This window comes from Pseudomonas sp. Root569 (genome assembly GCF_001427465.1).
GTDB classification, from domain to species: domain Bacteria; phylum Pseudomonadota; class Gammaproteobacteria; order Pseudomonadales; family Pseudomonadaceae; genus Aquipseudomonas; species Aquipseudomonas synxantha.
The window spans coordinates 187,723-207,845 of sequence record NZ_LMGQ01000004.1 but is presented as its reverse complement, the minus strand read 5'-3'; the positions used below and the strand labels follow the sequence as shown (position 1 = coordinate 207,845).

Annotated in this window: 16 protein-coding genes and 1 pseudogene; 12 read left to right on the top strand and 5 right to left on the bottom strand. The window is 58.1% G+C overall.

The window, feature by feature from the left end:
* The first annotated feature begins 162 nt into the window (after positions 1-162).
* From ASD70_RS05800 to ASD70_RS05790, 3 genes are all read left to right on the top strand, one after another.
* Positions 163-1,119: a LysR substrate-binding domain-containing protein gene (locus ASD70_RS05800; RefSeq protein WP_046068042.1), complete on the top strand. Its 957-nt coding sequence runs from the start codon at positions 163-165 to the stop codon at positions 1,117-1,119.
* Positions 1,120-1,250: 131 nt separating this feature from the next.
* Entirely contained in the window at positions 1,251-2,612 is a 1,362-nt protein-coding gene (locus ASD70_RS05795) for an MmgE/PrpD family protein (protein WP_046068041.1), read from the top strand.
* Positions 2,613-2,805: 193 nt separating this feature from the next.
* On the top strand, positions 2,806-4,041 hold the full coding sequence (locus ASD70_RS05790) for an aromatic ring-hydroxylating oxygenase subunit alpha (protein WP_056845895.1): 1,236 nt from the start codon (positions 2,806-2,808) through the stop codon (positions 4,039-4,041).
* Positions 4,042-4,212: 171 nt separating this feature from the next.
* Here the strand turns inward: ASD70_RS05790 and ASD70_RS05785 are convergent, their stop codons facing one another.
* Both ASD70_RS05785 and ASD70_RS05780 read right to left on the bottom strand, forming a co-directional pair.
* Complete coding sequence (locus tag ASD70_RS05785; protein ID WP_056845894.1) at positions 4,213-5,388, bottom strand: sensor histidine kinase; 1,176 nt, start codon at positions 5,386-5,388, stop codon at positions 4,213-4,215.
* Between the two features lie 5 nt (positions 5,389-5,393).
* Positions 5,394-6,083: a response regulator gene (locus tag ASD70_RS05780; RefSeq protein WP_046068038.1), complete on the bottom strand. Its 690-nt coding sequence runs from the start codon at positions 6,081-6,083 to the stop codon at positions 5,394-5,396.
* A 219-nt stretch (positions 6,084-6,302) separates the two neighbouring features.
* Between ASD70_RS05780 and ASD70_RS05775 the strand changes: the two genes are divergently transcribed.
* Together ASD70_RS05775 and ASD70_RS05770 are read left to right on the top strand one after the other, a co-directional pair.
* Positions 6,303-7,115 carry a MipA/OmpV family protein gene (locus ASD70_RS05775; RefSeq protein WP_046068037.1) on the top strand — a complete coding sequence of 271 codons (813 nt, stop codon included), beginning with the start codon at positions 6,303-6,305 and terminating at the stop codon, positions 7,113-7,115.
* A gap of 61 nt (positions 7,116-7,176) precedes the next feature.
* Positions 7,177-8,349 (top strand): alginate lyase family protein, encoded by a 1,173-nt coding sequence (locus ASD70_RS05770; protein WP_199525541.1) that lies wholly within the window; start codon positions 7,177-7,179, stop codon positions 8,347-8,349.
* A gap of 16 nt (positions 8,350-8,365) precedes the next feature.
* Here ASD70_RS05770 and ASD70_RS05765 read toward each other — a convergent pair whose 3' ends face one another.
* Positions 8,366-9,259, bottom strand: a complete 894-nt coding sequence (locus ASD70_RS05765) for a DMT family transporter (protein WP_056845893.1) — start codon at positions 9,257-9,259, stop codon at positions 8,366-8,368.
* A 152-nt stretch (positions 9,260-9,411) separates the two neighbouring features.
* Here ASD70_RS05765 and ASD70_RS05760 point away from each other — a divergent pair, with 152 nt between their 5' ends.
* A complete protein-coding gene (locus tag ASD70_RS05760) occupies positions 9,412-9,987 on the top strand; it encodes a helix-turn-helix domain-containing protein (RefSeq protein WP_056845892.1) in 576 nt (191 codons plus the stop codon).
* Positions 9,988-10,049: 62 nt separating this feature from the next.
* Here ASD70_RS05760 and ycaC read toward each other — a convergent pair whose 3' ends face one another.
* Together ycaC and ASD70_RS05750 are read right to left on the bottom strand one after the other, a co-directional pair.
* Complete coding sequence (gene ycaC / locus ASD70_RS05755; RefSeq protein ID WP_046068033.1) at positions 10,050-10,676, bottom strand: isochorismate family cysteine hydrolase YcaC; 627 nt, start codon at positions 10,674-10,676, stop codon at positions 10,050-10,052.
* Between the two features lie 63 nt (positions 10,677-10,739).
* Positions 10,740-11,429 carry an isochorismatase family protein gene (locus ASD70_RS05750; protein ID WP_046068032.1) on the bottom strand — a complete coding sequence of 230 codons (690 nt, stop codon included), beginning with the start codon at positions 11,427-11,429 and terminating at the stop codon, positions 10,740-10,742.
* Positions 11,430-11,529: 100 nt separating this feature from the next.
* Here ASD70_RS05750 and ASD70_RS05745 point away from each other — a divergent pair, with 100 nt between their 5' ends.
* From ASD70_RS05745 to ASD70_RS28175, 6 genes and pseudogenes are all read left to right on the top strand, one after another.
* Positions 11,530-12,447 carry a LysR substrate-binding domain-containing protein gene (locus ASD70_RS05745; protein WP_046068031.1) on the top strand — a complete coding sequence of 306 codons (918 nt, stop codon included), beginning with the start codon at positions 11,530-11,532 and terminating at the stop codon, positions 12,445-12,447.
* 265 nt (positions 12,448-12,712) lie between these two features.
* Positions 12,713-13,954, top strand: coding sequence for a multidrug efflux RND transporter periplasmic adaptor subunit MexE (gene mexE / locus ASD70_RS05740; protein ID WP_056845941.1), 1,242 nt, complete (start codon positions 12,713-12,715; stop codon positions 13,952-13,954).
* Positions 13,955-13,969: 15 nt separating this feature from the next.
* Positions 13,970-17,149 (top strand): efflux RND transporter permease subunit, encoded by a 3,180-nt coding sequence (locus ASD70_RS05735; RefSeq protein ID WP_056845891.1) that lies wholly within the window; start codon positions 13,970-13,972, stop codon positions 17,147-17,149.
* A pseudogene (locus ASD70_RS05730) lies at positions 17,146-18,482 on the top strand (efflux transporter outer membrane subunit). The gene ASD70_RS05735 and the pseudogene ASD70_RS05730 overlap by 4 nt, the downstream one beginning before the upstream one ends.
* A gap of 431 nt (positions 18,483-18,913) precedes the next feature.
* On the top strand, positions 18,914-19,054 hold the full coding sequence (locus ASD70_RS28870; protein WP_156382910.1) for a hypothetical protein: 141 nt from the start codon (positions 18,914-18,916) through the stop codon (positions 19,052-19,054).
* Positions 19,055-19,141: 87 nt separating this feature from the next.
* Positions 19,142-20,122 (top strand): cupin-like domain-containing protein, encoded by a 981-nt coding sequence (locus ASD70_RS28175; RefSeq protein ID WP_082561409.1) that lies wholly within the window; start codon positions 19,142-19,144, stop codon positions 20,120-20,122.
* Position 20,123 lies beyond the last annotated feature (1 nt).

Genomic DNA, 20,123 nt, shown 5'->3' with positions numbered 1-20,123 from the left:
ACGTCGGGTTATAGGTCGTCTCAAGCGGACAGTTTTCTGGCTGCGGCACCCAGGCGCGACCCGTTATGTCTCAAAAACGACCTGCACGCCGTTTTTACCGTCTGGCTTCAGTTACTCTCGCGTCGCTTCGTTGGGGAGCGGCTGCATGAGGAGAACGTAAGGATGTCAAAGCATGTCGACCCTGACAGCATTCTGCTGAAAATGCCGTCGTTGAGGGCCGTGAAAGCATTTGTAGCGGCTGCAAAGTACGAGAGCTTCACCCTTGGCGCCGAGGCGCTTTGTGTTTCGCAGGCGGCTATCAGCCGGCAGATTCGCGAGCTGGAGGAGTACCTGGGTGCGCAGCTTTTCAACCGCGTAGGGCGTGCTGTCGAACTGACTTCTGCCGGGGCAGTGTTCTTTGATGCCGCGCAGCTGTCATTTGTAAACATCGCCCAGGCAGCCGAGCGAATCCGCAGCAGCCAGTCCTCCAAAAAAATGCTGACCGTCTGCTGCTCCCCCGCCTTTTCCGCCCTATGGCTGTCAGACCACCTGCCCGAATTCATCAGACAAAACCCCGGCATTGAGTTGAACCTGGTCACGACGCAGAACTTCCTGACCATGGAGCCCGGGGTACAGCCGGACGTCTTCATTACCAAAATGGCCCGTGTCCGGGACGACTATAAAAGCTACCCGTTGTGCCATGACGTGATCTATCCCGTTTGCAGCCCGAAATTTTTGGAGCAACACCCGGAAATCTCGACGATCGAAGGTCTGAGAGACTCAGCCCTGCTGAACCTGAGCCCCTACGGACGATCCCAGGTAGCCGAGCACGTTGACTGGGGTGTCTGGTTTGCTTTTCAGTCGATTGACATTGATGATCGCCCGCAAGAAAGCCCCCAGATTTTCAATGCCAACGACTACAACTTGCTGATCAGCATGGTGCTGACCCACCAAGGTATTGCCCTGGGTTGGAATCACCTGGTTACCCGGCTGGTAGAGCGTGGGGTGTTGGTGCGACCGATCCAGCAGCAAGTTCAGCTGCGCAACAGTTCGCACTACTTGAGCTGCCGAGAAAACGCCGAGAACGAAGATGAGCTGCGCCGGTTTCGTGAGTGGCTCCTGGCCAAGTTCCCCCGCTGACGCCGCCTGCCTTAGAAGCATAGTCGTCATTTTTGTTATCGATTGCCCTACGAAAATGTTGCTGGAACGGTGAGCCCTCGCTGGGCCATCGTGCAGCGACACCATAATAATTTTCGTAAGGAATGCCCGGGATGTCACTGTTCGAATTTTGTCGCGATTTCGATCTCCAGCAAGCACCCGCCCACACGCAAGCCATACTCAGAAATAGCCTGCTGGATATCGTCGGTGTGATGGCCGGTGCGGCATCCAATGACACCAGCGAGATAATGCGCAGCTATGCGCGCCTCCACTACCCCGGTGGTGTGTACACCAGCCGGCTGATGTTCGATGGCCAGCGCGTGAGTATGCTTGGAGCCGCCTGGGCTGGCGGATTTTCCGCAGACAGCCTGGACGCTCACGAAGGGCACTTCAAATCCAAAGGGCACGCCGGCGCAACGGTGGTTCCGGCGTTGCTGGCCTTGACCGATGCATTGCACCACAACGGACAGGACATCAGCGGGCACGAATTTCTGTCGGCGCTGTGCATTGGCTATGAAACCGCGCTGCGCGCTGGCACTGCACTGATGGCAACCTCGCCCACCTACCACGCCTCTGGTGGTTTTACCGCCATGGGGGTGGTGTGTGCTGGAGCACGATTGCTTGAGTTTGATGAGCCAACCTTTCGGCACGCTTTGGGCATTGCCGAGTATTTCAGCGCACGCTGCCCAATGATGCGTGTGGTGCTGGCACCGACCATGTTGCGCGATGCACATGGAGCAGGTGTTTACGTTGGCTTGAATGCATTGTTGATGGCGCAGGCGGGTATGACCGGCGCACCCGCTGAAACCGTGGAGGACCCAAGCGTCGCGGCACATTGGGCCGCCATGGGGGAACACTGGGAAATTGATAGCCAGTACTTCAAGCCCTGGCCCGTGTGCAGATGGGCGCAACCCGCCTTGACGGCGATGCTTGAAATACAGCGCCAGCATCCCGAGTTGAGCGCTGACACCATTGAAACAATCCGTGTAGAGACGTTCTTCGAATCGATGTGCCTGCAGGGTCATACCCCACGCAACGCAGATGAAGCCCAATACGCGTTGGCGTTTCCGCTTGCAGCGCTGATTGTCAGAGGCAAAGTGGGGCCTGATGAGGTCACGGGGAACTCAATCACCGCACCCGATATTCTCTCGCTGAGTTCACGCATCGAGATTGTCGAAGCGGCGGATATTTCCGCGCGTTTCCCGGATGAAATTCTTTCCAGACTTACCCTTACCTTGCAAGACGGTACGATCATCGTCAGCCCTGTTACTGCGGCAAAAGGTGATCCGCATACCGCGATGACGGCCGCTGAACTGGATGGAAAATTCGACCTATTCAGTAGCCATCTTGGAGTTGAACGAAGCCTTGCGGTGAAGCACGCGATTCATTCATTGAGTCAGGCGCACTCAGCCATTACGACGCTGGAGCCTATATTTTCAAGGGTTACGCATTCCGAGGAAGGGGCTCATCGATAACCTGAAATTATTGATTGCCCCTACGAAATGTCGTTTGCGGGCGTCGCGACAGCCCCCTAGGCTGTCCTCTATCTAAAAAGAACATGAAGTTGTTGCACCTTTATTAAGCTGCCAACCGATACCAATCTTTTAGAGCACTATAAAAGTCACCGTTAAAGGTGAGCGCTCACGTTATTTATCCTGGGAGGATAAGATGGATAATAAAGAAACTGTGTTTGACCTGATTGCCCAACGTAAACCTTGGCACTCACTCCCGGGAAAGCTCTACAGCAGCGAAGGCGTCTATCGCCAGGACCTAGAGCAGATTTGGCACAAAGACTGGATCTTCGCGGGGCACACATTTGAATTGGAAAAGCCTGGTCAATACTTCACGCTGCAAGTGGGGGACTATCCTGTGGCTGTAGTGCGTGGCAAGGACGGCGAAGTGCGTGCATTTCACAATGCTTGCCGCCACCGCGGGGCAAAAATCTGTGAAGCCGACCATGGCAAAGTCGCCAAGATGGTGTGCCCTTACCACAAGTGGACCTACGAGTTGGACGGCAATCTGCTGTTCGCCGGGAACATGGGCCAGGATTTTGACAAATCCGAATACAACCTAAAAAGCGTTCATTGCGAAATCGTGAACACCTTTATTTATGTGTGTGTCGCGAACAAAGCACCGGATTTCGAGAGCTTCCGTACCGCCGTGACACCCTTTGTCGCCCCGCACAATCTCGATGATTGCAAAGTGGCCTTCGAGTCCAATATCGTCGAGAAGGGCAATTGGAAACTGGTCTTCGAAAATAACCGTGAGTGCTATCACTGCGACGGCTCCCACCCCGAGTTGCTGCAATCGTTCGTGGACAACCTTTCTGTGGGCGGTACCAGCGGCGGCGGCGACCCGGAGCTTTCCGCTTACTGGAACAAATGCGAAAAAGTCGGCTTGCCAAGTCGCTTGGTGATGGACATCAACGGCCAGTTCCGCATGACCCGCATCCCATTGTCCAAGGGCGCGGTGAGCTATACCATGGACGGTAAGCCCGCGGTCACCAGCCGCCTGGATACCACCGGCGAAGCGGATATCGGCGCACTGCTGTACTTCAACTATCCGTCGACGTGGAACCACTTCCTGGGGGACCACGCTCTGAGCTTCCGCGTGCTCCCCATCAGCGCGACGGAAACCTTGGTGACCACGAAATGGCTGGTGCTTAAAACCGCCGTAGAAGGCGTGGACTACGACATTGATCGATTGACCAAGGTATGGATCGCTACCAACGATCAGGACCGTACCCTCGTAGAAGGCACGCAGCGCGGTGTGACCTCACCCTCTTATGAGCCAGGCCCGTACTCCGAAACCGCCGAGACCGGTGTCTGCCAATTCGATGATTGGTATTGCGCCACTATGATGGAAAGGATCAAAGGGCCTATTCCCTTGAAGTCTGTCGGCTAAGAACGCCGCCTGATGGGTAAGCCTTTCAATAGGAAGGCTTACGCCTTAGCAACTCCTCGTTGTTTTGCCCACTGCTTCCCCTCCTTTCTCAGGCGCTCGAATGACCGCCGTCGACGGCATATTTACCTTTATTTAATAGTTATCCAGCCATAGACATACAGCCCGAAAAAACTACAGCGCAAACTCCGCCCGGATCAGCGTGCCCCCTTCGGCGCGGTTGCTGGCGGTGATGACTCCGCCATGGGCATGGCAGATTGCGCGGGCGATGGACAAGCCCAGCCCGCTGCCGCCTGAATAACGCGCCCTGGAGCGCTCCGCCCGCCAGAAGCGGTCAAATACGCTGTCCAAGTGCTGAACCTCGATACCTGGGCCGCGGTCACCGATCTCTAACACCACCCGGTCTTCGACTTTATGCGCCGTGACGCTCAATTCGCCCCCGCTAGCCGCGTAACGCAGCAGGTTATCCACCAGGATATTGATCACCTGGCCCAGGCGATCGCGATCGGCATGCAGACGAAACCCATCGGCAATGCTGACCTGCGCACGCACGCGGGCCTCATTCAGTTGCGGCTGGAACCAGGCCAGTCGTTCGGCGACCAGGGCCGCCAAGGAAAAATCGCTGCGCTCCAGCACCAACCGGCCGGCCCGGGCCATCGACAACAGGTGCAGGTCATCCACCAGTTTTCGCAGTTGATCGAGCTGGCGCTTGACCATGCCCAACTGCGCGGCATCGCTGGGGAACACCTCATCGAGCATGCCCTGCACCCGGCCCATGGCGGCGTTCAACGGCGTGCGCAGTTCGTGGGCGATGACCGCGCTGGACTCGCGTACATCGCGCTCATAGCGCTCCAGTTGCGTCGTCATGCTGTTGAAGTCGCCAATCAGTCGCTGCAGCTCATCGGGTGCGTCGCGATGAACCGGCAGGCGCGTCAGGAAATCACCGCCGGCAACCCGTCGCGCGCCCTGGGCAATCGCCGAGAACTGGCTGGACAAGGGCCGCGAAAACCACAAGCCACAGGCGATGATGATCGGAATAGCTGCCAGCACCAGGCAAGCCAGAATCAGCCAGTCGCGGTTGGCCATGTCCGGCAGGAAGAATTCCACCGGATAATATTCAGCAACCAGTTGGCGCAAGCGTGTCTCATTGAGCTGCGGCTCGACGCGCAGCTGCAGCAACTCCTCGCGCGCCGCTGGCGGCAGGTGCTGCAAAAAGTACTGGTCCGACAGTCTGAAGTTGATCCACATGCAGATTGCGATCACCACCACCGCGCCGATCGCCAACAGGCTCATGCGCATGCCGACCCAGCGCCACAAGGGTTTGTCGTTGACCCGTGAGTTCTCAAGCATGGTGCTCACCTGAATCGATAGCCGATGGAACGCACCGTCACCAGTACCCCGACGATGCCATGGGTTTCGAGCTTGCGCCGCAGGTTGTGCACATGGGCGTCGACAACGCGGGCCAGGGCTTCGCTTTCCGGCAAGCAGATTTCCAGCAGCTCATTACGGGTGAAGGCCTTGGAGGGGGTCTTCAGCAAGGTGACCAACAGTTTGAACTCCGTCGGCGTCAGGTCCAGCAACTGCGACGGCGCATCGCGGTATTCAATGGCCGCGGTAAAGGCGATGAGGTCCACTCGCAGGTTTTCATGACGCAGTAACTGTTCCACCGGTTGGCTGCCCGTGGTACGCCGCAACACCGCGTGCACCCGCGCCACCACCTCGCGTGGGCTGTAGGGCTTGACCACATAGTCGTCCGCGCCATAGCGCAAGGCGCCGAGTTTTTCCGGCTCGTCGCCCATTGCCGTGACCATGATCACCGCCGTATCACTGCTGCGCCGCACCGCAGACAACACCTCGGTGCCACTCAAGCGCGGCAGCATTACGTCGAGCAATATCAGGTCGGGCCGCCAACTTTTGTGCAGGTCCAGACCGCGCTGGCCATCTTCGGCCAGGGCGACCTCAAAACCGTCCCGACGCAGATAGGCTTCGAGAATGTTGGCGCTGTCGGCGTCGTCTTCGACGATGAGGATACGTTTTCCTGACACAAAGAAGCCTCTTGATGAAACCTTGATAATTCACGAACGGTTTATTGAAAGTCCGCGGGCAGTATTGCCCTACGCCCGGCTTTCGCGAGCCGATCCTATGCCGACCACTGCATCGCTGTCCAAGCCTATCCAGCTGCCTGAACGTCTTGGCGCGGTTTTGCTGTTGGTCGCCACGCTGTCCGGCGCACCGCTATTTTCCTCCGCTGAAAGGGTTTCACCATGAACTTGACCACTCCTCCTACCCGTACCGCGCTATGGGGCGCCGCCGCATTGATGGCCTGCACGCTCGCGGCCCCGGCACAGGCGGCCGACGCCAGCCCGGCAGCCGACAAAACCACCACTACCCTGGGCCTTGGCATGGGGATCACGCCGCGCTACATGGGCGCCGACCGCTACCGCGCGCTTGTGCTGCCGATGTTCAGCATCCAGCGCGGCGTGCTGTTCGCCGACACCACCCGTGGGCTGGGCCTGCAATTTCAATCCGACAGCGGCTTTGGCGCCAGCGCGGCGATCAACTACGACCTGGGTCGCAAGGAGAAGGACAGCGCCAGCCGCCCGGGTGACCGCGAGCTGAACGGCATGGGCGATGTCAACGGCGCCACCGTGGCCGACTTCACCCTCAGCCAGCAACTGCTTGACTGGCTGTCGGTCAGCGGCGAAGCCGAACTGCGCATGGCCGGCGAGCACCGTGGCAACCGTTACCGCTTTGGCCTGGAAGGCATCCTGATGCATACCGACAGCGACACCCTGGCCCTGGACATTGACGCCCATGCCGGCGATGGCCGCTACAACCAGACCTTCTTCGGCGTCAGCCAGGCACAGAGCCAGCGTTCGCTCTATGGAAAATACAGCGCCGATGCCGGGATCTACGCCTACTCCGCCGCCATGAACTGGCAGCACAGCCTGGACGCACACTGGTCGACGCTGGTCAGCCTGACGCTGACCCAGTACGCCGACCAGGCCCGTAACAGCCCGCTGGTCCGACGTGAGAGCGCCGGCCTGGGCATGTTCGCCATCAACTACACCTTCTGATAACGAGGCGCCAGGCATGCCGGGTTTTGCTCAATTGTTCCGTGCTTGGGGCCGTCTCCTGATGCTCGCCGCGCTGCCGCTGAGTATCGGTGTCCAAGCCTCCGCGTTCGTCCACCCAGGCCTGTTGCAGACCGAGGAGGACTTCATACGCATCCGCGAAAAACTGGCCAACCATAACCAGCCGTGGCTGGCCGGCTGGCAGAAGCTGATCGCCAACCGGCACGCCTCCCTGGCCTGGAACCCGAACCCGGTCGCGGTGGTGTATCGGGGCGCAGATGGCCGACATCCGGAAAACTACGCCAGGTTATTCAACGACGCTGCCGCCGCGTACGCCTTGGCCCTGCGCTGGCAGCTTTCGGGCGATACCGCGTATGCCGACAAAGCCGTAGCGATGTTGAACCAATGGTCCACCACCCTGACGGCGATTGAAGGCACATCGGATCGTTTCCTGGCATCCGGTTTGTATGGTTATCAACTCGCCAATGCCGCAGAGTTACTGCGCGGTTATTCAAGGTGGACGGCTGCGGACTTTCATCAATTCCAGCGCATGATGCTCACGGTCTTCTACCCGATGAATCATGATTTCCTGGTACGTCACAATAACGCGCTGGTCGACCACTATTGGGCGAATTGGGACCTGGCGAACATGAACTCGATGCTGGCGATTGGCGTACTGACCGACCGCCGCGATATCTATGATGAAGCGGTCAACTATTTCAAACATGGCGCTGGCAACGGTGCCATTGAGCACGTGGTTTGGAAGCTCTACGGCAATGGCTTGGGCCAAACCCAGGAAAGCGGGCGTGACCAGGCGCATACATTGCTCGATATCGCCTTGCTCGGCAGTTTCTGCCAAATGGCCTGGAGTCAGGGTGAGGACTTGTTCGGTTACCAGAACAACCGCGTGCTACAAGGCGCCGAGTACGTGGCCAAGTACAACCTGGGCCACGACGTGCCATTCACCCCCTTTATCAACAACGGTTTCAAGCAAACCGTTATCTCGCCAGAACATCGCGGCGACATCCGTCCGATCTGGGAACTGCTCTACAACCACTACGTCGTGCTTAAAGGCCTCAAGGCGCCGTACGTGAAAGCCTTCGCGCAGAAGGTCCAGGTGGAAGGTGGTGGCGGTGATTACGGGCCGAACAGCGGTGGCTACGATCAGTTAGGGTATGGAACCTTGCTGTATTCGTTGGGGGAATACGGGCTGTCCAACACTCAGCTGATGCCGTGAGGGTCTCAGTGCGCCCCTACGTCACTTCCTGACGCGGGGCGCGACCCAGCGACCAACCGAAGTTCATGCCCGCAGCCGCCAGCAGGATGGCGCTCGCTCCGATCACTTGCAGGACGCTGAGCGGATGCGCAAAGGCAACCCAGTCGACCAGGATGGCCACGATCGGATAGATGAATGATAGAGCCCCCACCAGCGCCGTGGGGACTTTCTGGATGGCGCTGTACAGCAAGGTGGACATGAGCCCGGTATGAACCACGCCGATAATGATCAGGTACGTCCAGGCGCCCTCCACCGTATCGACCCTGCCCACATCCACGAACGGGGCCAGGACCAGCGCACCGACCACCATCTGGATCAGCACGATCAGGTGCGCGGGCAGGTCCTTGAGGCGTTTGGTGATCGCTGCCGCCACCGCATAGAAGAAGGCTGAAGCCAGGGCCAGGCAGACGCCCAGCACGTAGTCGGCACCCGTGGCCTGGCCATTGCCCTTGGCGGATACGATCAGCATCAGGCCGGCGAAGGCCAACAGCAGCCAGCCGACCTTGGCGGCGCTGAGGCGTTCGGCAAAAAACAGCACGCCCAGGCCCACCAGCATGAACGGCTGGACGTGGTAGACCACCGTGGCAATGGCGATGGAGGAGTGTTTGTAGGCACTGAACAGCAGCACCCAATTGAGGATCAGCGCCAGCCCGCCCAGGCACACCAGCATGAACTGCCGGAGGCTGATCACAGAGCGGCGCAGTACCCCAAGCACCAGGCACGTCACCAGCATCGCCATGGCACCGAACACGCAACGCCAGAACACCACGGCCTCCGGGCTCTGCCCCGACATGACGACGAACCAGCCCACTGTGCCGGAGATCACCATGGCCGAGATCATTTCGAGGGTTCCGCAGGTTTGCGCCTTCATCACTCACTGCTTCCTTGCTCTCGACATTGCCGTAACCTGAGCCGCCATAGGCAGCCCAGCCGCAAAGTTGAACTTTATAATGAACTATCGAACGCTATACTGAACAAGGCGTTTAAAAGCGTCAACTCATTAAAGGATGATTTATAAAACAAATGACCGACATACCGAACACCATAAACACTCCGAGCCGAATCGACCTGCTGGCACTCTCCATCAAACGCGAGCGTCTGGCCGTCGGGCTTTCCTTGACCGAATTGGCGAAACGCGCCGGAGTAGCCAAGTCGACCTTGTCTCAATTGGAGTCGGGCATTGGTAACCCCAGCATCGAGACCTTATGGGCGCTGGCGATGGCAATGGGTTTGCAAGTCACCCGGTTCTTCGAGCAACCCCAGCAGACGCTGCGGGTGATCCGCGCCAACGAGGGCATGACCGCCTATGCCGAGACGGCCAATTACGCAGCGACACTGCTTGCCGATTGCCCTGCGGGGGTACAGCGCGACATCTACCGGCTGAGGGTGCAGCCCGGCGAAGTGCGGCTGTCTCAGCCTCACCCTTCTGGCACCGTAGAGCACGTAGTGTTGTGCAGTGGCAGCGCCCTTATAGGCCCGGCAAGCGGGCCTGTGTTGCTGAACGCTGGCGACTACATCAGCTACCTGGCAAATGTGCCGCATGTGTTCGAAGCATTCGAGGCGGATACCACGGCGGTGATGGTGATAGAGCATTCCTGAGAAGGAGGCCCTGGAGACGGCGGGGCTGCGTGGCTTGGGCGCCAGCACAGCCCCTGCCAGGCTTATTTGCCCGTGGTCAGCGCGTTGTAGCTGGTGAACAGGTTGCGGTAGTCCGGGATGTGGTTGGAGAACAACGTCCCCAGGCCTTCAATATCATTGCGCCAGTCGCGGTGCAGCTCACAGGCCAGGCCGAACCAGGTCATAAGTTGCGCGCCATTGGCCGACATGCGGGCCCAGGCCGATTGCTGGGTCAGTTCATTGAAGGTACCGGAGGCGTCGGTGACCACAAATACCTCGAAGCCTTCCGCCAGGGCTGACAGGGCCGGGAACGCCACGCACACTTCGGTCACCACGCCAGCGATGATCAGTTGCTTCTTGCCGGTGGCCTTGATGGCCTTGACGAAGTCTTCGTTGTCCCAGGCGTTGATCTGGCCGGGCCGGGCGATGTAGGGCGCATCCGGGAACAATGCCTTGAGCTCAGGCACCAGCGGGCCGTTGGGGCCGGTCTCGAAACTGGTGGTGAGGATGGTCGGCAGCTTGAAGTACTTGGCCAAGTCAGCCAGGGCCAGCACGTTGTTCTTGAATTTGTCCGGGTCGATGTCGCGGACCAGCGACAGCAAGCCAGCCTGGTGATCGACCAACAGCACAGCGGCGTTGTCTTTGTCCAAGCGAACGTAAGGTGTAGACATCATGATGCTCCTGATAGAAAGGGTGCCCATCGAAATGTGCGCACCGCAAAGAACCCAGCGTGTTTACTTGCGCTCTGAGTCTAGTGCTTCATGGTTGTTTGCCACTTCCTGGGCCTTGATGTAGCTCTCGATCAAAAGCTGGTAGTGCGGCATGGCCTGGGTATAGACATTCGCCCACGCCTGGGCATCCGGGCGGTTCCACGAACCTTGCAGCTCTGACAGCGTGCCCATGATGTCAATCGGCACCACCCCGGCTTGTGCCAGGCGCGCCACGGTCAGGTCGGTGGCCAAGCGTGAGTGGTTGCCCGAAGCGTCCACTACGGCAAATACCTTGTAGCCTTCATGCACCGCTGCAATGGACGGAAAAGCCAGGCAAACGCTGGTCAAGGTGCCGGCGATCACCAGGGTTTTCTTGCCGGTGGCTTTGACGGCGGCGTGGAACTCAGGATTATCCCAGGCATTGATTTCACCACGGCGGGCGACGTATTGGGCGTGCGGCGCTGCTTCGTGGATTTCCGGAATCAGCGGGCCGTTGGGGCCTTGGGGCACAGAAGCGGTGGTGATGACCGGAATGTTCAGCAAGGTGGCCGCCTTGGCCAACGCGATGGCATTGGCACGCAGTTGCGGCACTTCGATGTCCTTGACGATCTGGAACAGACCGCTCTGGTGGTCGATCAGCAGCATGGCTGTATCGGCAGCGTCAATGGTCGGCTTTTGCCCATTAAAGTTTGCTGTGTTACCTGATGCGCTCATTGGCATGTCCTCTTACGTGGAGGGGCCACCTTAGTCACCACACTGGCCGTTCGGTAGTGGCTGAATTAAGCTTCACCATCTCAAAACTGGAACGCTGCCGATGTTCGACCTGAACGAACTCTTCCTCTATGCCAAGGTTGTCGAACATGGCGGCTTTGCCGCGGCCGGTCGTGCCCTCGACCTGCCGAAGTCGACCTTGAGCCGCAGGGTCGGCCAACTCGAAGCAAGGCTGGGGGCCCGCCTGATACAGCGCTCCACCCGGCAATTCCAGGTCACCGATATCGGCCAGGCTTATTACCGGCATTGTGTTGCGATGATTGCCGAGGCGGAGTCGGCCGAGGACGTGATTGCGTTCAACAAGTCAGAGCCGCGTGGGGTCATTCGCTTGAGTTGCACCACTGCACTGCTCAACCACTGGGTAGCGCCGATGCTGGCAGAATTCATGGCACAGTGCCCTAGCGTCGAACTCAATGTAAAAAGCTTCAACCGCAAGGTCGATGTGATCAGCGAGGGCTATGACCTGGCACTGAGCCTGTGTTTTCCGCCACTGGAAAGCAGCGAGCTGGTCATGAAGGTACTGGGCAAAAGCCCACAGGCACTGGTGGCAAGCGCACCGTTTCTGCAGGCCCATCCCCTGCCCTTGCAACCTGCCGACATCGCCGGGCTGCCCACTATCAACTGGGGCAACCCGACGGCGCAGTACCTGTGGGAGTTGAACGGTCCGCAAGGCGCGACGGCGCAGGTCCAGCACACGCCGCGGCTGGTCAGCGACGACATGTCGACCCTGAAAAACGCTGCACTGCGTGGTGTCGGCATCGCCAATCTGCCGATCGCCGTCGTGGCCGATGAGATCGCCGATGGACGCCTGATTGCGTTGCTGCCTGAGTGGCAGCCTGCCGAAGGTGTGATTACCGTCGTCTTTGCATCCAGGCGTGGGCTGATGCCATCGGTGCGGTCCTTGATCGACTTCCTGGGCGAGGCGTTCGATGCACGAGATTCAGTCAAGTCCGGCTCCTGACGCTCACAACCGCACCCGCTCCGCTCTCAAGGTTGACGTGCAGAAAAAGCCAAAGACCAAAAGCCGCAAAGGTTCCTTGCACGCTCGGCAATAGTCTTTTGTCATCACGCCTATTGATAGCACCCTAACGAAACCCCCATGCTAGAGAGCTAAGTACGCGCTTATATCATTCCGAATGATAGTTACCTTTGCTTCATTCGATTCGTGACATACCACCTCGCCGCGCATGATCCGCCCATCTCAAATACATTGGCGGATGCACCTCATGGAACAGTCACTCAAACATTTGCGCTTCCCCTTGGCGATCCTGGCCGTGGTGGTGATGAGCGCCTGCGGCAAGACCCCGGATCAAGCGGCCGCCATGCCCCCAGCCAAGGTCAGCGTAGCCAAGGTACTGGAACAACCGGTCAACGAATGGGACGAGTTCACTGGGCGCCTCGAAGCGCCGGAAACCGTGCAGATCCGTCCTCGGGTCTCGGGCCAGATTGACCAAGTCGCTTTTACAGAAGGCGCTTTGGTCAAGAAAGGCGACCTGCTGTTCCAGATCGACCCTCGCCCCTTCCAGGCTGAAGTGCGTCGTCTCGAAGCCCAGCTCGCACAAACCAAGGCGGCCGCCACCCGCAGTGAAAACGAAGCGCAGCGCGGCGAACGCCTGCGCCAGAGCAATGCGATTTCCGCCGAACTGGCCGACTCGCGCACCACCGCCGCCCAGGAAGCCCGCGCTGCCATGGCCGGGATTCAGGCGCAGTTGGACCTGGCCCGCCTGAACTTGAGCTTTACCCGTGTCACTTCGCCGATCAGCGGCCGCGTCAGCCGTGCCGAAATCACGGCCGGCAACCTGGTGACCGCCGACACCACTGCGCTGACCAGTGTGGTCTCCACCGACAAGGTCTACGCCTACTTCGACGCCGATGAGCGTGTGTTCCTCAAGTACACCGAACTGGCCCGTGAAGGCCGTCGCGGCGCCACTACCCCGGTGTATCTGGGCCTGTCCAACGAAACCGGCAACCCGCACCTGGGCCAGATGAACTTCGTCGACAACCAGGTCAACCCGTCCACCGGCACCATCCGTGGCCGTGCGGTGTTTGACAACAGCAAGGGCGAATACACCCCTGGCCTGTATGCGCGCTTGAAGCTGGTCGGCAGCGGCACCTATTCCGCCGTGCTGATCAACGATGAAGCCGTCGGTACCGACCTGGGCAAGAAATTCGTGTTGGTGATGGAAGGCGACAAGCCGGCTTACCGCGCAGTGGAATTGGGGCCCAAGATCGAAGGCTTGCGCATCGTACGCAGCGGCCTGACCAAGGACGACACCGTGATCGTCAAGGGCCTGCAGCGTGTGCGCCCCGGCTCACCGGTCGCGCCGGAAACCATTCCGATGGCCAGCAAGGAAACCCTCGCCGCCTTGGCCCAACAACGACAAGCGCTTGAAGCCAGCAACCTGGAGCAAGTGGCGCCGGAAACGACTGCGCCCAAGCTCGCCAGCACTGCGACTCCACGCGGTTAAGGGATACGACTCAAGATGAATTTTTCCAAGTTCTTCATTTCGCGGCCGATCTTCGCAGCGGTGCTGTCGCTGTTGATCCTGATCGCGGGTGCAATCTCGCTGTTCCAACTGCCGATCAGCGAATACCCGGAAGTGGTGCCGCCGACTGTGGTGGTACGCGCCAACTTCCCGGGCGCCAACCCCAAGGTTATCGGTGAAACCGTGGCCGCGCCGCTGGAGCAAGCCATCACTGGTGTCGAGAACATGCTGTACATGTCCTCGCAATCCACCGCCGACGGCAAACTGACCCTGACTATCACCTTCGCCCTGGGCACCGACCTGGACAACGCGCAGGTGCAAGTGCAAAACCGTGTGACGCGGACTCAGCCAAAGCTGCCGGAGGAAGTGACACGCATCGGTATCACCGTGGACAAGGCTTCTCCCGACCTGACCATGGTGGTGCACTTGACCTCCCCGGATCAGCGTTACGACATGCTGTACCTGTCCAACTACGCGATCCTCAACATCAAGGACGAACTGGCCCGTTTGGGTGGCGTCGGCGATGTGCAGCTGTTCGGCATGGGTGACTACTCCCTGCGTGTTTGGCTGGATCCGAACAAGACCGCCTCGCGCAACCTGACCGCCACCGATGTGGTCACGGCGATCCGCGAGCAGAACCGCCAGGTGGCTGCCGGTGCCCTGGGCGCCCAGCCTGCGCCGAGTGACACCAGCTTCCAGTTGTCGGTCAATACCCAGGGCCGCCTGGTCACCGAGGAAGAGTTCGAGAACATTGTGATTCGCGCCGGCGCCAACGGTGAAATCACGCGCCTGAAGGACATCGCCCGGGTCGAGCTGGGTTCCAGCCAATATGCACTGCGCTCGCTGATCGATAACCAGCCCGCCGTTGCGATTCCGATTTTCCAGCGTCCCGGCTCCAATGCCATCGACATCTCCAATGATGTGCGCAGCAAGATGGCCGAGCTTAAAAAGAGCTTTCCGGCGGGGATGGATTACCGCATCGCCTATGACCCGACCATCTTTGTACGCGGCTCTATCGAAGCGGTGGTACACACCCTGTTCGAAGCACTGATCCTCGTGGTGCTGGTGGTGATCCTGTTCCTGCAGACCTGGCGCGCCTCGATCATTCCATTGGTGGCGGTGCCGGTGTCCTTGATCGGTACATTTGCGGTGATGCACCTGTTCGGGTTCTCGCTCAATGCCCTGTCATTGTTCGGCCTGGTACTGGCCATCGGTATCGTGGTGGACGACGCCATCGTGGTGGTGGAGAACGTCGAACGTAATATCGAGCTGGGCCTGGAACCGTTCCCGGCTACCGAAAAAGCCATGAGTGAGGTCACCGGTCCGATCATCGCCACGGCGCTGGTGCTGTGTGCGGTGTTTATCCCGGCCGCCTTTATCAGTGGCTTGACCGGGCAGTTCTACAAGCAGTTCGCCTTGACCATTGCGATCTCGACCGTGATTTCGGCGTTCAACTCGCTGACGCTGTCCCCTGCCCTGGCTGCCGTGTTGCTGCGCGCTCACGACGCGCCGAAGGATCGTTTCTCCAGGTTCCTCGACAAGCTCTTCGGTGGCTGGCTGTTCCGTCCATTCAACCGCTTTTTCGAAAAGGCCAGCCATGGCTACGTGGGCACCGTGCGCCGAGTGATTCGCGGCAGCGGCATTGCCCTCTTCGTATACGCCGGCCTGATGGTGCTGACATTCTTCGGGTTTGCCCACACCCCGACGGGTTTCGTACCGGCCCAGGACAAGCAATACCTGGTGGCCTTCGCCCAACTGCCCGACGCTGCGAGCCTGGACCGCACCGAAAACGTGATGAAGCGCATGTCGGAGATCGCCCTTAAACAGCCCGGCGTGGAAGCCGCGATTGCATTCCCTGGCCTGTCGATCAACGGGTTCACCAACAGCCCGAACAGCGGCATCGTGTTCGTGACCTTGAAGCCTTTCGACGAGCGTAAAGACGCGAGCATGTCGGCCGGTGCAATCGCCGGTGCGCTGAACGGCCAATACGCCAATATCGAAGAAGCCTACATGGCGATCTTCCCGCCGCCGCCGGTACAAGGGCTGGGCACCATTGGCGGGTTCCGCCTGCAGATCGAAGACCGTGGCAACCTCGGCTATGACGAGCTGTATAAAGAAGTGCAGAACGTCATCGCCAAGAGCCACGGGGTGCCTGAACTGTTCGGCCTGTTCACCAGCTACACGGTCAACGTGCCGCAAGTCGATGCCGCCATCGACCGCGAAAAGGCCAAGACCCACGGCGTAGCGATCAGCGACATCTTCGACACCCTGCAGGTCTACCTGGGCTCGTTGTACGCCAACGACTTCAACCGCTTCGGGCGTACCTATCAGGTCAACGTGCAAGCCGAGCAACAGTTCCGCCAGGACTCCGACCAGATCGGCCAGCTGAAAGTGCGCAACAACAAAGGCGAGATGATCCCGCTGGCAACCTTCATCAAGGTCAGCGACACCTCGGGCCCGGACCGCGTGATGCACTACAACGGCTTTATCACCGCTGAAATCAACGGCAACGCGGCACCGGGCTACAGCTCCGGCCAGGCCCAGGCTGCGATTGAAAAGCTGTTGAAGGATGAACTGCCCAACGGCATGACTTATGAGTGGACTGACCTGACCTATCAGCAAATCCTCTCGGGCAATACCGCGCTGTTCGTGTTCCCGCTCTGCGTGCTGCTGGCGTTCCTGGTACTGGCCGCCCAATACGAAAGCTGGAGCCTGCCGCTGGCGGTGATCCTGATTGTCCCGATGACGCTGCTGTCGGCCATTACCGGGGTGATCATCTCGGGCGGCGACAACAACATCTTCACCCAGATCGGCCTGATCGTACTGGTGGGCCTGGCGTGCAAGAACGCGATTCTGATCGTTGAGTTCGCCAAGGATAAACAAGCGGAGGGCCTCGACCCGCTGGCTGCGGTACTGGAAGCCTGCCGCCTGCGTCTGCGGCCGATCCTGATGACCTCGTTCGCGTTCATCATGGGTGTGGTGCCGTTGGTATTGTCCAGCGGTGCCGGTGCCGAGATGCGCCATGCCATGGGCGTGGCGGTGTTCTCCGGGATGATCGGTGTGACCTTCTTCGGTCTGTTGCTGACGCCAGTGTTCTACGTACTGATCCGGCGCTATGTGGAGCGCCAGGAAGCGCGCAAAGCGGCCAAGGCCTTGAAGCTGGAGACACAGCAATGAGTGTGAAAGTATTCCTGCCGAGCTTGCTGGTTTTGGCGCTCGCCGCCTGTGCCGTAGGCCCGGACTACAAGATCCAGCAGTTGGAGGCGGCCAATATCACCGCCGCCGCCGACAGCAAAAGCTACGACCATGCCAAGTACGAAGGCATCTGGTGGCAGCAATTCGACGACCCGACCCTCGACCAACTGGTGACCCAGTCACTGAGCGGTAACCGCGACCTGCGCGTGGCCTTCGCCCGCCTGCGAGCGGCACGGGCGATCCGCGATGATGCCGCCAACGACATCATGCCGGTGGTCACCTCCCGCGCCAGCAGCGATGTGGGCAAGGGCCAGATTCCCGGGCGGACCACCAAGCGCGTCAACAGCGAGCGCTACGACCTGGGCCTGGACATGGCCTGGGAACTGGACTTGTTTGGACGCATCCGCCGTAACCTGGAAGCCAGCGACGCCGACCAGCAGGTGGCCGAAGCCGACCTGTACCAACTGCAAGTCACCATGATTGCCGAGTTGGTAGATGCCTACGGCCAGCTGCGCGGTGCGCAACTGCGTGAACGCATCGCCCTGGACAACCTGAAGAACCAGCAGGAATCGCGCACTATCACCGTCAGCCTGCGTGATGCCGGCGTCGGTGATCAGCTCGACGTGGAGCGTGCCGATGCGCGCCTGGCGGCGGTGGAAGCCAGCGTGCCGCAACTGCAGGCCGAACAAGTGCGCGAACGCAATCGCATCGCCACCCTCCTCGGCCAGCGCCCCGACAAGCTGAGCGTGGACCTGAGCCCCAAAGACCTGCCGGCGATTGCCAAGGCGTTGCCGATTGGCGACCCAGGGCAATTGCTGCAACGTCGCCCGGACATTCTCAGCGCCGAACGCAAGCTGGCCGCCGCCACTGCACGGATCGGCGTGGCCAAGGCCGACCTGTTCCCACGGGTCAGCCTCAGCGGCTTCCTAGGCTTCACCGCCGGGCGGGGCTCGCAGATCGGTTCGGCCGCGGCGAATGCCTGGTCCCTGGGCCCAAGCATTACCTGGAACAGCAAGTGCTGCTGGCCCTGGAAGAATCCGAGAATGCCTTCAGCGATTACGGCAAGCGTCAACAACGCCTGGTCTCGCTGATCCGTCAAAGCGAATCCAGCCGCGCCGCCGCTGACCTCGCGGCGATCCGCTACCGCGAAGGCACCGTGGACTTCCTGGTATTGCTCGACGCCCAGCGCGAACGCCTGGCTGCCGAAGATTCCCAGGCCCAGGCCGAAGTGGATCTGTATCGCGGCATCGTGGCGATCTACAAGGCATTGGGTGGTGGTTGGCAGCCAGATACCGTAGTCGCCAGCAGCAAGTGATGTAAAGAGCTCCTTTGGTTGGTCGCATCCAGCCAATTTTTAGCCCTGCGATCCATTCGGTCGCGGGGCTTTTTTTGTCAGACCGTCCTAAAGTATTGAGAGTTGTTTCTGTAAGCCAAACAAGAAGGCTTTCGTAGGAATCTTCCTAATACCGCGCCGCGTAAGGCTCCCAGCCTTTACTGGATTTTATCGCAGCAGTCGTTTTCTCATTTTATGGATGCTCTGATACATAAAACCATGAACCGTATACTTGCGTAATAACGGCAACATGATCTTTACTCAAGTAAGCGTTGTTTGGTTTAGAAATTACGCGATCCTTCCCTGCTCAACTAGGATCTTCCTAATTGCTCTGAACCGAGAACGTTAAACAAAGCAGTGATTGCTTAATCAAAAACTGCAACTACCTCATCACTTACTAATGAGAATACAAAATGAAAAATCAAGAAATCATTGAGTATGCAGTAGAGCCGGACAATACTTTTTCTGCGCCCAACGAAAGTGAAGATATTTCTTTCTTCACTGACGTAGCTGACGACGAATTGATGCTTCAAGCTATTTTTAGCCGCTGTTAATCATTCGCCAGTTGGAGAATAAAAAAGGTCACTCAATTCGACTGACCTTTTTTAAAAATAGCGACTCATTAAGCAAGGAGTACTATTTTGTCAAATAAAAACATAAAACTTCTTGAAAGCATTGATGCTAGCAATGCAATGCTATTCCAAAAAAAATACCTCATGAACGAAAAGCCTGTAATTCTAAAAGGAATGGGTAAAGATTGGCCAGCGATTAGAAGATGGTCTGCAGATTTCTTCAGAAACACTTATGGACATGTAGAAGTGCCTGTCTGCTACTACAAGTCGAAACAGCAAGAGCCTTATAAGAAACAAGTTAAAATCCCCTTGAAAGACTATATAGACTTAGCAGAAGAAAATAAATTTACCAACAATAAAAACAATTCTGAGCCACCCTATCTGGGCGGATGGATCTTTCATAACGAATTTCCGGAGCTTCTGGATGATATAGATATGACGCTACCTTGCTTTCCGGATAATTGGCTATACAAACTACCGCCTTCTATTTCGATACCCCCGACAAATTTAATTATTGGCTATCAACAAGTATCAAGCCCTCTCCACACAGACTCGTTTTTTGTAAACTCCGTCCTAACTATGATTGTGGGTAAAAAAACAGCACGTATGGTGTCACCCCTCCACGCATCTGTAGTTTCAAATGGACAGAATTTATTCAACCCTATAATTGCTAATAAAGTGCTAAAGCAAGGTGCGGAGATTTTTGAAGGCACGGTATCGGCAGGTGATGCATTCTATATCCCTCCTGGATGGTGGCACAATGTAATTAATTGTGGGTTTACTATTGCCGTTCAAAATTTACATGTAGACACTTATAGATTTCCACTTTTTGAACAACAACTGCGAGGATTCGTTCTACCAATACTAAGTAAAATTGAGGATTTAGGAAGGAATGCTAGGGAAGAGTTATCGAAGACAGAAACACTACCCGCACCTTTATCTCATAAAATTGGCGGTTTTATTGAGCATGAAAAAAACTATGTTATGCACCTTAAAAAATCACTAAAGAAGTCTGAAGATTATCTACGCAGCTACTACCTATCAAGTTGAA